Source organism: Lentzea sp. DG1S-22 (assembly GCF_036321065.1).
GTDB lineage: Bacteria > Actinomycetota > Actinomycetes > Mycobacteriales > Pseudonocardiaceae > Lentzea > Lentzea jiangxiensis.
The window spans coordinates 7,575,684-7,589,741 of sequence record NZ_CP143276.1 but is presented as its reverse complement, the minus strand read 5'-3'; the positions used below and the strand labels follow the sequence as shown (position 1 = coordinate 7,589,741).

15 protein-coding genes are annotated in these 14,058 nt (G+C 70.1%); 3 read left to right on the top strand and 12 right to left on the bottom strand.

Features of this window, described 5'->3' with window-relative positions; genetic code table 11:
- The first annotated feature begins 112 nt into the window (after positions 1 to 112).
- Positions 113 to 655 carry a winged helix-turn-helix domain-containing protein gene (locus V1227_RS36100; protein ID WP_236219290.1) on the top strand — a complete coding sequence of 181 codons (543 nt, stop codon included), beginning with the start codon at positions 113 to 115 and terminating at the stop codon, positions 653 to 655.
- The gene (locus V1227_RS36095) at positions 652 to 1,527 is read left to right on the top strand and encodes an SRPBCC family protein (protein ID WP_329789634.1); all 876 of its coding nucleotides are present in this window, start codon (positions 652 to 654) and stop codon (positions 1,525 to 1,527) included. The genes V1227_RS36100 and V1227_RS36095 overlap by 4 nt, the downstream gene beginning before the upstream one ends.
- A 171-nt stretch (positions 1,528 to 1,698) precedes the next feature.
- Here V1227_RS36095 and V1227_RS36090 read toward each other — a convergent pair whose 3' ends face one another.
- Together V1227_RS36090 and V1227_RS36085 are read right to left on the bottom strand one after the other, a co-directional pair.
- A complete protein-coding gene (locus V1227_RS36090) occupies positions 1,699 to 2,205 on the bottom strand; it encodes a hypothetical protein (RefSeq protein WP_442916406.1) in 507 nt (168 codons plus the stop codon).
- Positions 2,206 to 2,226: 21 nt separating this feature from the next.
- Entirely contained in the window at positions 2,227 to 2,769 is a 543-nt protein-coding gene (locus V1227_RS36085) for a GNAT family N-acetyltransferase (RefSeq protein WP_329789633.1), read from the bottom strand.
- 63 nt (positions 2,770 to 2,832) lie between these two features.
- Here V1227_RS36085 and V1227_RS36080 point away from each other — a divergent pair, with 63 nt between their 5' ends.
- Complete coding sequence (locus V1227_RS36080) at positions 2,833 to 4,038, top strand: winged helix-turn-helix domain-containing protein (RefSeq protein ID WP_329794195.1); 1,206 nt, start codon at positions 2,833 to 2,835, stop codon at positions 4,036 to 4,038.
- 265 nt (positions 4,039 to 4,303) lie between these two features.
- Here V1227_RS36080 and V1227_RS36075 read toward each other — a convergent pair whose 3' ends face one another.
- From V1227_RS36075 to V1227_RS36030, 10 genes are all read right to left on the bottom strand, one after another.
- Positions 4,304 to 4,741, bottom strand: a complete 438-nt coding sequence (locus V1227_RS36075; RefSeq protein ID WP_236219282.1) for a hypothetical protein — start codon at positions 4,739 to 4,741, stop codon at positions 4,304 to 4,306.
- The gene (gene dapB, locus V1227_RS36070) at positions 4,738 to 5,475 is read right to left on the bottom strand and encodes a 4-hydroxy-tetrahydrodipicolinate reductase (RefSeq protein ID WP_329789632.1); all 738 of its coding nucleotides are present in this window, start codon (positions 5,473 to 5,475) and stop codon (positions 4,738 to 4,740) included. The genes V1227_RS36075 and dapB overlap by 4 nt, the downstream gene beginning before the upstream one ends.
- Positions 5,472 to 6,764 carry a M16 family metallopeptidase gene (locus V1227_RS36065; RefSeq protein WP_329794194.1) on the bottom strand — a complete coding sequence of 431 codons (1,293 nt, stop codon included), beginning with the start codon at positions 6,762 to 6,764 and terminating at the stop codon, positions 5,472 to 5,474. Before V1227_RS36065 ends, dapB begins: the two co-directional genes overlap by 4 nt.
- A gap of 107 nt (positions 6,765 to 6,871) precedes the next feature.
- Entirely contained in the window at positions 6,872 to 9,112 is a 2,241-nt protein-coding gene (locus V1227_RS36060; RefSeq protein WP_329789631.1) for a polyribonucleotide nucleotidyltransferase, read from the bottom strand.
- Between the two features lie 232 nt (positions 9,113 to 9,344).
- On the bottom strand, positions 9,345 to 9,614 hold the full coding sequence (rpsO, locus tag V1227_RS36055; RefSeq protein WP_030471762.1) for a 30S ribosomal protein S15: 270 nt from the start codon (positions 9,612 to 9,614) through the stop codon (positions 9,345 to 9,347).
- Between the two features lie 126 nt (positions 9,615 to 9,740).
- The gene (locus tag V1227_RS36050; protein ID WP_329789630.1) at positions 9,741 to 10,187 is read right to left on the bottom strand and encodes a 2'-5' RNA ligase family protein; all 447 of its coding nucleotides are present in this window, start codon (positions 10,185 to 10,187) and stop codon (positions 9,741 to 9,743) included.
- Positions 10,184 to 10,663, bottom strand: coding sequence for a helix-turn-helix domain-containing protein (locus tag V1227_RS36045; protein WP_090095551.1), 480 nt, complete (start codon positions 10,661 to 10,663; stop codon positions 10,184 to 10,186). The genes V1227_RS36050 and V1227_RS36045 overlap by 4 nt, the downstream gene beginning before the upstream one ends.
- Before the next feature lie 83 nt (positions 10,664 to 10,746).
- Positions 10,747 to 11,679: a bifunctional riboflavin kinase/FAD synthetase gene (locus tag V1227_RS36040; protein ID WP_329789629.1), complete on the bottom strand. Its 933-nt coding sequence runs from the start codon at positions 11,677 to 11,679 to the stop codon at positions 10,747 to 10,749.
- A 72-nt stretch (positions 11,680 to 11,751) separates the two neighbouring features.
- The gene (truB, locus tag V1227_RS36035; protein WP_308102769.1) at positions 11,752 to 12,639 is read right to left on the bottom strand and encodes a tRNA pseudouridine(55) synthase TruB; all 888 of its coding nucleotides are present in this window, start codon (positions 12,637 to 12,639) and stop codon (positions 11,752 to 11,754) included.
- A gap of 11 nt (positions 12,640 to 12,650) precedes the next feature.
- Entirely contained in the window at positions 12,651 to 13,976 is a 1,326-nt protein-coding gene (locus tag V1227_RS36030; protein ID WP_329789628.1) for an MFS transporter, read from the bottom strand.
- Positions 13,977 to 14,058 lie beyond the last annotated feature (82 nt).

Genomic DNA, 14,058 nt, shown 5'->3' with positions numbered 1-14,058 from the left:
TCTTCGATGTTCTCCAGCCTGCCGCAACAACTGACAGATTTCAATATCTGTCAGTCGATACTTGTTCATGCGATTGACAAAAGACTTTTGAACGTTCAAAGTGTTTTTTGCGATGAGAGACGTCATCTACCTGGACCGGATGGAGCAGGCCGAGACCCTGCTCAAGCCGCAGCGCGTGGAGGTGCTGCGGCAGCTCGCCGCGCCGCGCTCGTGCACCGAGGTCGCCGAGGTGCTCGACCAGACCCCGCAACGCGTGCACTACCACGTCAAACAGCTGGTCAAGGCCGGTCTGGCCACCCAGGTCGCCGAGCGGAAGGTGCGCGGCGTCCAGGAGGGCCTCTACCAGGCCGTGGCGCGGTCGTACTGGCTGTCGCCCCGCCTGGTCGGCCGGATCGGGGCCCGCGACGAACTGGCCCTGGGGCACCTCGTGGACCTCGCGGAGCAGATCCAGGTCGACGTGGCGGCGCTCGACAGGTCGAGCGAACTGCCGTCCGTCGGCGTGTCCGGAGAGATCCGGGTGCGGCCGGAGGAGCGCCAGGAGTTCCTGGCCGAGCTGCAGACGACGTTGCAGGACCTCTTCACCCGATACGGCGGCGCGGAAGGGGATGCGTTCCGCATCGCGCTCGCCTGCTACCCCAAGGGAGACGATCGATGAGCACCGGAGTTGTCCGCGTACGCACCACCGCCGACCCCGCCCGGATCCGCCGGGCGCTGACGACGGCCGACGACATGCGGGTGTGGCTCGCCGAACACGCCGACGTGGACCTCGAGCAGGGCGTCTACGAGTTCTGGGGTCGCTACACGCCGGAGGGCGAGCGCGGCCGGCAGAAGCTGCTGGAGGTCACCCCGACCGGTGTGCGCTTCTCGTGGCTGTTGCAGGGCACCGAGTACACGCTCGAGCTCGGCGTGGAGGAGCGCGACGGCCAGACGCTGATCGTCGCGACGCAGTCGCCGTACCCGCAGTGGGGCGCGGGCATCGAGGACGAGGGCGGCACGGGCGTCATCCAGACGTTCTGGTCGCTGGCGCTCGCGAACCTGGTGGAGCACGTCGAGGGCCGGCCGGTCTTCGCGCTGTGCGACTTCTCGACGCCGGAGCAGCGGATCGAGGTCGACATCGCGGCATCACCCGGTGCCGTCCTGCACGCGCTGACCGACGAGGAGGTGTTCGCGCGGTACTTCGGGGCGCGGTGCTCGATCGAGCCGCACGTCGGCGGCCGCTGGGCGATGGGCAGCTTCGAGGACGAGCCGAACCCGGCGAAGGTCGTCGCCCTCGACGAGGAGCACTTCGCGATCGAGTTCCCGGACGGGATGGTGTCGTCCTGGGAGCTGAAGGGCTCCGAGGGCAAGACGCGGCTGACGTTCGTGCAGAGCGGCTTCGACCCCGCCGACCCGCCCTACGGGTCGTGGCTCGGCTGGCTGTCCGGGTTCGCGGACATGCGCCGCATGCTGGAGGTACCCGGCTGGCGCCCGATGTGGCACTCCTACGAGATCCCCGGACTGCCCGACGGCGTTCTCGTCCTCGAATAACCGGGCGAAAACCGGGCAGGTGAGAGCCAGATCATCCGGCTACCACCTGCCCGAGCCTGGCTTTCAGCGGTTCGGAATCGATAACTTCAGAACCGTGCTCGACTCAGCGCGAATCACCGTGGCAGCCGTGTTGATCGCCTTCTCCGTGACGGCGTCGATCTTCTTCAGCTACTAGAACCACGCCATCACGACGGCCGGGGAGGCCGCGAGGAGGCTGAACCTCGCGAAGCGGCCGACCATGCCGGTGGCGACGAACATCAGCGTCGACATGCCCGAGAGCCCGGCGAGCACGCTCGTCGCCATGAACGGCGGCACCCCCACCAGCGCGCTCACCCCGTGGGTGCCGGCCATCCAGTTCGGGTGCGCCCGGCACTTGTCGTGGATCCACTCGGCCCAGCGGTGCGGGCGCGTGCCGGGCCCGAACCAGCGCCTCAGCCTCGACGGCTTGTCGCTGGGCTTGCGGTGCAGGAACTTCGGCAGGTGGATGTCGCCGCGCGCCGCGTAGAAGTACAGGAGCTTGCCCAGCACCTGGCCCACGGCGACCGAGGCGCCGACGACCCAGAACGACGTGTCCGGCCAGCGCGCGCAAAGCCCCAGGACGAACATCTCGATGCTGATCAGGGGAATGACGGCCGAGCCGAGCGCGACCCCGAAGGTGAGGCCAACCAAGGCGAGCACCGTGCCGAGGTTACACAGATGTCAGTCGTCGAGCCGGACGCTCAGCGGACCGGACACCCGGACCTCGCGCAGCGGACGCCCGGCAGCGTCCAAAGTGCGCACCGTGCCGTCCCCCGTCCAGCCCAGTCGCTCGTAGAAGTTCCTCGACGCCTTGTCGGCCTCCGGCACCCACGCGATGCCCCTGGTGGCCCCCGTCTCGCCCAGCCGCCTGCCGGCCTCCGCGACGAGCCGCGTGCCGTGACCCCTGCGGCCCCAGCGGGGTTCCACGAGGACGCTCAGGAGCGCCGTCGTCGCGGCGTCCTCCGGCAACGACCCGTCGGCCTTCGCCACCTCGTCCTCGGGCGCCTTGCTCGCCACGACGAACCCGACCGTCCACTCCCCCTCGGTCGCCTTCAGCACCGCGCCGAGCTGGATGGCGCTCGACCACGCGTCGTCGGTGTCGAGCGTGTCGAGCACCTCGGACGGCAGCAGGTCGGCGTAGGCGAGCCGCCAGGTCTCCCGGTGGATGCGGACGATCTCCGCGAGATCAGCAGCGGTGGCGGTGTGCACGCCGGCGTCGGCCATGGACGCACCTTATCGACGCCGGAATTGTCAGGGGTGCGTGGCACCATCGCCCTCGTGCAGAGGATGAGTGCGGACGTGGCCCGCCGGATCGCGCTGGGCGCGCAAGGTTTCACCGACCCGAGGCCGTCGGCGGCCACACGCAGGCACCTGCAACGAGTCCTGTCCCGCGTGCAGCTGCTGCAGATCGACTCGGTGAACGTGGCCGTGCGCGCGCACTACATGCCGCTGTTCTCCCGCCTGGGCGCCTACGCGCCTTCGCTGCTCGACGAGGCCGCCTGGACGCACTCGGCCCGCAAGCCGCGCATGCTGGTCGAGACGTGGGCGCACGAGGCCTCCCTGGTGCCGGTCGCGGACTGGCCGTTGTTCCACTCGGGAGCCAAGAAGCGCGGCTGGTGGCAGAACTACCGGACGATCCTCGAACGCTCGCCGCAACTGGTGGACGACGTGCTCGCCGCCGTGAAGGAGCTCGGCCCGATCGGCGCAGGCGCCCTGGAGAAGGCCCTGATGGGCGACTCCGGCCGCGCGAAGGGCCCCTGGTGGGACTGGTCCGAGGTCAAGCGCGTCTGCGAGGTCCTCTTCGGGGTCGGCGTCCTGACCACCGGCACCCGCCGCTCGTTCGAGCGCCTGTACGACCTGACCGAGCGCGTGATCCCGGCCGACGTCCTGGAGCGGAGGTACACGCCCGATGAGGGCGCCCGCGAACTGGTCCAGCGCTCCGCCGTCGCCCTGGGCGTGGCCACCGAACCCGACCTGCGCGACTACTACCGCCTGGACCCCCGCCGCTCGCAGGCCGCGGTGGCGTCCCTGGTCGAGGAGGGCGTCCTCGAACCCGTGGCCGTCGACGGCTGGCGTGCCGCGGGCTACCGGCACCGCGACGCCTCCGCGCCCCGCCGGGTCACCGGCCGCGCCCTGCTGTGCCCGTTCGACCCGCTGATCTGGGAGCGGGCCAGGACGGAGCGCATCTGGGGTTTCCGGTACCGCATCGAGATCTACGTGCCGGAGCCCAAGCGCGTGCACGGGTACTACGTGTTCCCGTTCCTGCTCGACGGGGAGCTGGTGGGCCGCGTGGACATCAAGGCCGACCGGGCGGCGGGCGTGCTGCGGGTGCAGTCGGCCTGGGCCGAGGAGGGTGTGGACCGGCCTCGGGTGGCGGCCGAGCTGGCCGCGGAGCTGCGGCTGATGGCCGGCTGGCTCGGGCTGGAGGACGTGCTGGTCGTGCAGAAGGGCGACCTGGCGGCGGAACTGATCGCCGCGGTGCTCCGGGGATAGCTCAGCCGCGCCGCACGAACCGGGCGACGCCCTCACCGACCGCGACGTGCCGGTGCGGGTGGCGGTTGTGCTGCTCGTCGCCCAGCGTGGTGAGCACCTGGCAGCCACCGTGCCGGTCGACCACCTGCAGGGCGACGGTCTTGACGGTGGCGAGCAGTTCGAGGGCGAGGTCGTCGTCGGCCCTGCCCGGGATGACCTCGCGCAGTGCGCACCAGCAAGGCTCATCACAGCGAGAAGCCCCGGACCGATGGGCCCGGGGCTTCGTTCACGAGTGCAGCTCGATCGCCTTCCGCATCGTCTGCCGCGCCCGGCCGCGGTCCCCCGCGACGTCGTACGCGTAGGCGAGGCGGAACCAGGTCCGCCAGTCGTCCGGCGAGGCCTCGACCTCGGCCCGCCGCTCCTCGAACCACGAGTCGGCGGCGTCCCGGTCGACCCGCCCGGACGGCCGGCGCGGCAGGTGCGAGACGTCCGGTAGCAGCCCGTCCGCGTCGAGCTCGCGGGCCATCTTCTCGGTCTCCCACCCGAAGCGCAGGTTCGAGTACACGAGCCACACGCCGAGCAGCGGCAGGATCAGCACGCCGACGCCGAGCAGGACGCCGACGACCTCGCCGGTCCGCAGCAGGGCCACCGCGCGACCGGCGAGCAGGACGAAGTAGACCGCGAGGGCCGCGATCAGCAGCCCTACCGTCAGCCTGACCTTCACAGGTCGAGGTACTTGTCGAGGCCGACGGCCAGACCCGGCCGCGACACGACCTCCCGCACGCCCAGCACCACGCCGGGCATGAAGGAGGTGCGGTGCAACGAGTCCTGGCGGATGGTGAGCGTCTCGCTCTCGCCGCCGAACACGACCTCCTGGTGCGCGATCATGCCGGAGATCCGCAGCGAGTGGACCCGCACGCCGTCGACGACGGCGCCGCGCGCACCCGGCTCCTCCTGCGTGGTCGCGTCGGGCATCGGGTCCATGCCGGAACGCGCCGCCGCGATCAGGCGGGCCGTGTGCGCGGCCGTGCCCGAGGGGGCGTCGGCCTTGCGCGGGTGGTGCAGCTCGATGATCTCGGCCGACTCGTAGTAGCGGGCGGCGATCTCCGAGAAGCGCATGAGCAGGACGGCGCCGATGCCGAAGTTCGGCGCCACCAGCACGCCGACGGACGGCTTGTCCGCCAGCAGTGCCGCGACCGCGTCCAGCTTGGCCTGGTCGAACCCGGAGGTGCCGACGACGCAGTGGATCCCGGCGCCGATGCAGAACTCCAGGTTGCCCATCACCACGTCGGGGTGCGTGAAGTCGACGACGACCTGCGCGCCGGAATCCACCAGGGTCTGCAGCGGGTCGTCGGCGTCGATGGCCGCCACGACCTCCATGTCCTTCGCGGCCTCGACCGCGCGGACCACCTCGGAACCCATGCGGCCCCGCGCGCCGAGAACTCCGACGCGAATCATGCAATCACCTCGTGTACCTGGTCCGGCAGATCGTCGGCGTGATCGTAAGGGCCGACCACGGCCGCGGCGACGGGACGGCGCAGCAGATCACGTGCGAGCAGCGCCACCTCGTCGGCGGACACCGCGTCGATGCGCGCCAAAGTCGCTTCCACGCTCAGGTGGTCGCCGTAGTTCAGCTCGGACTTGCCGATGCGCGACATCCGGGAGCTGGTGTCCTCCAGCCCCAGCACGAGAGCACCGCGCAGCTGGCCCTTGCCGCGCGCCACCTCGGCGTCCGACAGGCCACCGCGCGCCACGTCCACGAGCACCTCGCGGATGACGCCGGCGGTCTCGCCCAGGCGGTCCGGCTGGCAGCCCGCGTAGACGGCGAACGTGCCGGTGTCCGCGTAGAGCCCGACCGACGAGTACACCTGGTAGGCCAGGCCCCGCCGCTCGCGCACCTCCTGGAACAGCCGGGAGCTCATGCCACCGCCGACGGCCGCGTTCAGCACGTTCAACGCGAACCGGCGCTCGTCGTGGCGGTCGAGCCCCTTCATGCCGAGCATCATGTGCGCCTGCTCGGTGTCGTCGGTGTGCAGCACCAGCTTGCGGGCGTCGGCGATGCGCGCGCGGCCCGCCCGGGGCGTCACCGCGCTGCCCTGCTTCGACAACCGGTCGCCGATCGCCTTGCGCACCAGGCGCATCACGTGCGTGTGCTCGATGTTGCCCGCGACCGAGAACACCATGCGCGGCAACGTGTAGTTCTTCTTGTAGAACGAGAAGAGGTTGTCCCGCTGCATGTCCTGGATGGACTTCTCGGTGCCGAGGACGGGACGGCCCAGCGCGTGCCCGCCGAACAGCGCCTCGATGAAGGCGTCGTGCAGCAGGTCCTCGGGGTCGTCGTCGCGCATCGCGATCTCTTCGAGCACGACACCGCGTTCGGTCTCGAAGTCGCGCGGACCGCACAGGGCCTCGAACACCACGTCCGCGACGAGGTCCACCGCGAGCGGCAGGTCTTCGTCCAGGACGTGCGCGTAGTAGCAGGTGTGCTCCTTCGCGGTGAACGCGTTCAGCTCGCCGCCGACCGCGTCGATCTCCTCCGCGATGGCCGCCGCCGTGCGCCGCGACGTCCCCTTGAACAGCAGGTGTTCGAGGTAGTGCGCGGCACCCGCGACCTCGGGCCGTTCGTCACGGGACCCGACCTGCACCCACAGCCCGACCGAGGCGGACCGCACGCCGGGGATGCGCTCGGTGATGACCCGCAGGCCCGAGGGCAGCATGCTGCGCCGCACCTCGGAGCCCGCGGACATCTCGAGCACCCGCGTGCTGCCGGGCTTCTGGAGGTGGCCCAGCACGGGAGTACGCGGACGGCCGCGGGTGGATGCACCCGCGGCCGTCACGTTGTTGCTCGTCGCACTCACTGCGCGGGAGCCGCCTCAGCAGCAGCGTCCTCGGCGGCAGCGGGGGCCTCAGCCGGCTTCGCGGCGTCCTCGGACACCACGATCAGGCTGATCTTGCCGCGCTGGTCGATGTCGGCGATCTCGACGCGGAGCTTGTCGCCGATCTTGACGACGTCCTCCACCTTCGCGATGCGCTTGCCGTTGCCCAGCTTCGAGATGTGGACGAGGCCGTCCTTGCCGGGCAGCAGCGAGACGAACGCGCCGAACGCGGCCGTCTTCACCACGGTGCCCAGGAAGCGCTCGCCGACCTTCGGCAGCTGCGGGTTCGCGATCGCGTTGATCATGCCGATCGCGGCCTCGGCCGAGGGGCCGTCCGCCGCACCGACGTAGATCGTGCCGTCGTCCTCGATGGAGATGTCGGCACCGGTCTGCTCGGTGATCGAGTTGATCATCTTGCCCTTCGGGCCGATGACCTCGCCGATCTTGTCGGTCGGGATCTTGACCGACGTGACGCGCGGGGCGAAGGCGCTCATCTCGTCCGGGTCGGAGATGGCCTCGGCCATGACCTCGAGGATCGTGTAGCGCGCGTCGCGGGCCTGGCCCAGCGCCGCCGCCAGCACCTCGGACGGGATGCCGTCGAGCTTCGTGTCGAGCTGGAGCGCCGTCACGAACTCCTTGGTGCCCGCGACCTTGAAGTCCATGTCGCCGAACGCGTCCTCGGCACCGAGGATGTCGGTCAGCGCCACGTACTCGGTCTTGCCGTCGACCTCGTCGGAGACGAGACCCATCGCGATGCCGGAGACCGGCGCCTTCAGCGGGACACCCGCGTTCAGCAGCGACAGCGTCGAGGCGCAGACCGAGCCCATGGACGTCGAGCCGTTGGAGCCGAGGGCCTCGGACACCTGGCGGATCGCGTACGGGAACTCGTCGCGCTTCGGGAGCACCGGCATGAGCGCGCGCTCGGCCAGTGCGCCGTGGCCGATCTCGCGGCGCTTCGGCGACCCCACGCGGCCGGTCTCACCGGTCGAGTAGGGCGGGAAGTTGTAGTGGTGCAGGTAGCGCTTGTGCGTCTCGGGGGACAGCGAGTCGATCTGCTGCTCCATGCGCAGCATGTTCAGCGTGGTGACACCCAGGATCTGGGTCTCGCCGCGCTCGAACAGCGCCGAGCCGTGCGTCCTCGGGATCACGGCCACCTCGGCACCGAGGTCGCGGATGTCGGTGAGACCGCGGCCGTCGATGCGGACCTTGTCGCGCAGGATCCGCTGGCGCACGAGCTTCTTGGTCAGCGAGCGGAACGCGGCGCCGACCTCCTTCTCGCGACCCTCGAACTGCTCGGCCAGCTTCTCGAGCGTGGCGGCCTTGATCTCGTCGAGCGTGTTCTCGCGCTCCTGCTTGCCCGCGATGGTCAGCGCCTGGGCGAGCTCGCCGGAAGCGGCGGCCTCGACGGCCTCGAACGCGTCCGGCTGGTAGGCCGGGTACGTCGGGAACTCACCGGTCTCCTTCGCGGCGACCTGGGCGAGCTGCGCCTGGGCCTCGCAGAGGACCTTGATGAACGGCTTGGAGGCCTCGAGACCCGCGGCCACGACCTCCTCGGTGGGGGCGGTGGCGCCCTCGCCGATCAGGTCGATCACGTTCTCGGTGGCCTCGGCCTCGACCATCATGATCGCGACGTCGCCGGACTCGACCACGCGGCCCGCGACGACCATGTCGAACACGGCCTTCTCGAGCTGCTCGTGGGTCGGGAACGCCACCCACTGGCCCTCGATCAGCGCGACGCGGACGCCACCGATCGGGCCGGAGAACGGCAGGCCCGCGAGCTGCGTGGACGCGGACGCGGCGTTGATCGCCACGACGTCGTACAGGTCGGCCGGGTTGAGGCTCATGACCGTGATGACGACCTGGATCTCGTTGCGCAGACCGTCCACGAAGGACGGGCGCAGCGGACGGTCGATCAGGCGGCAGGTGAGGATGGCGTCCGTGCTCGGACGGCCCTCACGCCGGAAGAACGAGCCGGGGATGCGGCCCGCGGCGTACATGCGCTCCTCGACGTCCACCGTGAGGGGGAAGAAGTCGAAGTGCTCCTTGGGGTGCTTCGACGCCGTCGTGGCGCTCAGAAGCATCGTGTCGTCGTCCAGGTACGCCACCACGCTGCCGGCGGCCTGACGCGCGAGGCGCCCGGTCTCGAAGCGGATGGAGCGCGAGCCGAACTTGCCGTTGTCGATAACGGCGGTCGCCTCGTGGACCTCGATGTCCGTCATTTACTTGTTGCTCCTCGTCTTTTGGACACCGCTCACGCGTTCTGACGAGGCCGGTCTTCGATCGAAGTCCTCTGGGGCGTTTCCACCAGGGGACCACTACCGAGGACCGGCGCGGAAACTGCTGCGCGCGACGCGGGTCCTGTTTTTCGTCCTCTTTGCAACCAGGGATCTGTATACACCCGGTTGTGCGCGGAGGGGGAGTGACCGGCCGGTCACTCCCCCTCCGCGTGAATCACCTGCGCAGACCGAGGCGCTGGATCAGCGCGCGGTAGCGGTTGATGTCCACCTTGGTCAGGTAGTTCAGCAGACGGCGGCGACGGCCGACCATCAGCAGGAGACCACGGCGGGAGTGGTGGTCGTGCTTGTGCTGCTTGAGGTGCTCGGTGAGGTCGGCGATGCGCTTGCTCAGCAGAGCGACCTGCGCCTCGGTCGAGCCCGTGTCCGAGTCGTGCAGACCGTACTCACCGAGGATGGACTTCTTCTGTTCCGTGGACAGTGCCACTAGGTACTTCTCCTACTTGTTCAGGTCCGTGCGGCCCCACGCCGCCGAATTGCTGGCCGGGGTAGCCGGTACTGGCCGCCACGGACCGCAGCCAGACCCAACTGCGAAGGCTATCAGGCAGAGCGCTCATCGGCGCGTTGACGTGCGCAGCCCCACCCGGTCCACGGGTGTGTGGACGCCGTCCGCGCTGCTCACGAGCACTGCTTCCGACGGCTGCCACGGACTGCTCAGGAACTCCGGCATCGCCTGGCCCTGGTAGCCGTACGCGACCGTCAGGTGCGCGAACCAAGTGTCGTCCGCGCCCGCTGCTCTTGCCAACTCATTTAGGTCGCCGTCGATTCCCGCCCACAGGACTCTCCCGCGGAAGTCGCCGAAGTTCCTGAGCCGCAGCCGCGGGACTTCGTGCCCCTCGAGCGCCCGGAAGCGCTCCTCATCTGCGGTTTCACCGTGGAAGCACAACGTGATGTGCCACTTCTCCGGCTTCGTCCACTCCAGGCCCAGATCGCGGTCCAGCACGGCGTCGAGCTCGGAGACCACGTTCGGCGGTGGGTAGAGGGCGGTGAAGAACTTCACCTGCCGGCGGCCCGGATGACGCGGCGGAAGAGGTCGGCGATGGCGGGGAAGTCGTCGGAGAGCAGGTCGGCGGCCTGCTGGAGCTCGGTGCGGTCGGCGACTCGGCGCAACACGGGGTACGCGACGCTCTCGTCACCGTTGACCGGCAACGAGTCGCGGGACACCGTCGGCTTGGACTCGCGCACGTCGTCGAGCGCGCGCTGCAACGCCTCCGGCGCCCCGGTCGCCACGTCCGGTGTGAGGACCTTGCGCTCCAGCATGATCATCCGAGCGAGCACGGCCGGGTTGCCGATCTTGGCGCGGCGACCGCTCATCACCTGGCTGAGCATGGGCGCGCTGATGCCCAGGACGTCCGCGAGCTGGGCCTGGGAGACGTTGAAGGCCACGACCAACCGGCGCACTCGGTCGCCCAGGGGCTCCCCGTACCACTCCCGCTGCAGGGCGAGGTTGCGCTGAACGATCTTGTGGTCCTCCACGTTGGCCTCTCCCGTAGCCGCACTCCTGAGCGCATCCTGCCAGCACAACGGCTCTCAGATGCCCACTTCGCCTGATCTGACGGTCACGACTCCGCCAGCAGTTCCCTCGTCCGGTCCACGTCCCGGTGCATCTGCTCGAGCAGGGCCTCGACGGAGTCGTACTTCTCCATCTCGCGCAGCCGTTCGACGAAGTCCACGGCCACGCGCTGGCCGTAGTAGTCCTCGTCCACGTCGAGCACGAACGCCTCGACCCGCCGTTCCCGCCCGGAGAACGTGGGGTTGGTGCCGACGCTCACCGCGGCCTTGAGCGTCTTGCCCTTGGCGTCGGTGAACCAGCACGCGTAGATGCCGTCGGCGGGCACGGCGGCGAACTTCGGCGTCGACAGGTTCGCGGTCGGGAACCCGAGGTCCTTGCCCCGCCCGTCGCCCTTGACGACGATCCCCTCCAGCCGGTGCGGCTTGCCCAGCGCCTCGGCCGCCGCTTTCACGTCCCCCGCGTCGATGCACGCGCGGATGTAGGTCGACGAGTAGGTGAGGTCGTCAGCGGACACCAGGTCAGCCCCCTCTGTCACGAATCCGAACCGCTGCCCGAGCTGGCGCAGCAAGGCGACGTTACCGGCAGCCTTGTGCCCGAAGGTGAAGTTCTCCCCCACCACGACCGCCGCCGCGTGCAACTTCTCGACCAGCACCTCGTGCACGAACTGGTCCGCGGGCATCCGGCTGGTCTCGAGGGTGAACGGCACCACGACGAAGTGGTCGATCCCGAGCGCCTCGACCAGCTCGGCCCGCCGCCGCAGCGTGGTGAGCTGCGCGGGGTGGCTGCCGGGACGCACCACCTCGGAGGGGTGCGGGTCGAACGTCATCAGCACACCGGGCAGACCGCGCTGCCGCGCGAGCTCGACGGCCCTGCCGATGAGGGCTTGGTGGCCTTTGTGGACACCGTCGAACACGCCGATGGTCACCACGCAGCGGCCCCAGCCGCCGGGGAGGTGGTCTAGTCCGCGCCAGCGTTGCACGCCGATCAGCCTACGACGCCCGCCGAGCCCGGCGACCGACCGCCTCGCGACCGGGCCGGACTCGGGCGCGACTCAGCCGGCGGGGCTCAGCACCACCACGGGTTTGCAGGCCGTGCCCTCGTCCTTCGCCAACGCGATGACGTGCCCATCAGGCCCGAACACCCCATAGGTCCCATCAATCCCACCGGCGCGCAACCGCTGCCCGTGCGACAGGGCAGAAGCCTCGCCGGGATCGATCTCCCGGCGCGGGAACGCCGTGGCCACGGCGGCGTCGAGGTCCAGCGACAGGCCGGGCGTCTCCTCCAGCTGCTGCAACGTCCGGGCCACGCGCAGGTCGAACGGCCCCACCCTCGTGCGCCGCAACGCCCCCAGGTGCCCGCCGACGCCCAGGGCGGCGCCGAGGTCGCGGGCCAACGCGCGCACGTAGGTGCCGGAGGAGCACTCGACCATCACGTCGAGGAGCACCTGCTTGTCCTCACGGCGCGAGAACAGCACGTCGAACCGGTGCACGGTCACGGGACGTGCGGGGATTTCGACCTGTTCGCCGGCGCGGACGCGGGCGTAGGCGCGCTTGCCGTCGATCTTCACCGCGGACACGGCGGACGGCACCTGCTGGATCGGGCCGGTCAGCTTCGCCACCTCGGCGGCGACCGCGTCGTCGGCCACCCCCGAAGCGTCCACTGTGGACAGGACCTCGCCCTCGGCGTCGTCCGTGGTGGTGGACGCGCCGAGCACGATGGTCGCGAGGTAGGCCTTGCTGTCGAGCGCGAGGTGCCCGAGGAGCTTCGTCGCGCGCTCGATGCCGAGCACGAGCACGCCGGTCGCCATCGGGTCGAGGGTTCCCGCGTGCCCGACCTTGCGGGTGCCGAGGATCCTGCGCACACGCGCCACCACGTCGTGCGAGGTCATGCCGTCCGGCTTGTCGACGACGACCAGGCCCGGTGCAACAGAGGGTTTCACGGCGGGAAATCCTAAGCGACGCGCAGAGCGTCCCAACGGCGACGCCGGATCTGCACCGGCACGGTCTCCCCGCGCTCCTCCGCCTCGAACACGGCGGCCCGCGCGCGACGCCACCAGACGAGCATCCGCCAGCCGCCGAGCACGATCACCAGCACGAGGAAGCTCAAGGCGACGCGGAACGCCGTGACGGGCGCCAGCACGCCCTCGAGGAGGTCGAGCAGCACACCGATGCCCAGCGCCGAGACCGTCACCGCGAGGAAGCCACCGACGTTGACCAGGCCGCTGGCCGTGGACTGCCGGTGCGACGGGTTGTAGTCGCGGGCCAGGGCGAACGCCACACCCGAGATCGGCCCGCCCACCGTCAGCACGAGGAACACCGCGGCGATGACCGGCGCCGGCACGTGCCCGCCCGGCCACAGCAGCAGCACGGCCCAGCCGGTCAGCGCGAACGCCAGGAACCCGACCGAGATCGGCATGCGCCACTCGGGGTTGCGGGAGAACAGGCCGCCGACGACCGGGCTCGCCACGATCGCGCCGATGACGAGCAGGCCCAGCGTGGACGACGCGGCCTTCGGGGACATGCCCTGCGCCTGCACGAGGTACGGGTAGCCCCACAGCAGGCCGATGACGGCCGGCGTCGACATGGTGCTGAAGTGCGCCCAGAACCCGAGCCGGGTGCCGGGCACGCTCCACGCCTGCCGCACCTTCGGCCAGATCTTGCGCAACGGCACGGGTTCCGGCATCGGCGCGACGAACCCGGCGGGCACGTCGCGCACCCGCAGGAACGCCACGGCGGAGTAGAGCGCGGTGATGCCACCCGCGATGAGGAACGCCCACGTCCAGCCGATCGAGCCGAGCATCAGCGTCAGCGGCACGGTGGCGACGAGGTTGCCGACACCGCCGATCGCGGCCGTGACCGCGACGACGAGCGAGTACTGGCGCGGCGGGAAGTGCGTGGCGACGAGGCGGATCACGCTGATGAACGTCATCGCGTCACCCATGCCGAGCACGGCCCGTGCGACGAGACCCAGCGGGTAGGAGCCCGCGATGGCGAAGAGCACCTGGCCGGTGCCCATGAGCAGGGCAGCGGCGGTGAGCACGCGGCGCGGCCCGTAGCGGTCCACCAGCAGGCCGGTGGGGATCTGCATGAGGGCGTAGACGCCGATCTGCAGCACGGTGAACACACCGAGCTGGGCGGGTCCGAGCCCGAAGCGTTCGCTCGCCTCCAGTCCGGCCACGCCGAGCGTGGTCCGGTGGAACAGGGCGGCGAAGTAGACGAGTACGGCGGTGGTCCAGATCAGCCACGAGGCCCGGGTGGCGCGATCGACCGACGGCAAGAGAGCACTCTCCCCAGGTAGGAGTCAGGCGGATATTAGTTACATCGCCTAAACAACCTTTTTGGTGACGATTCCATGCCGT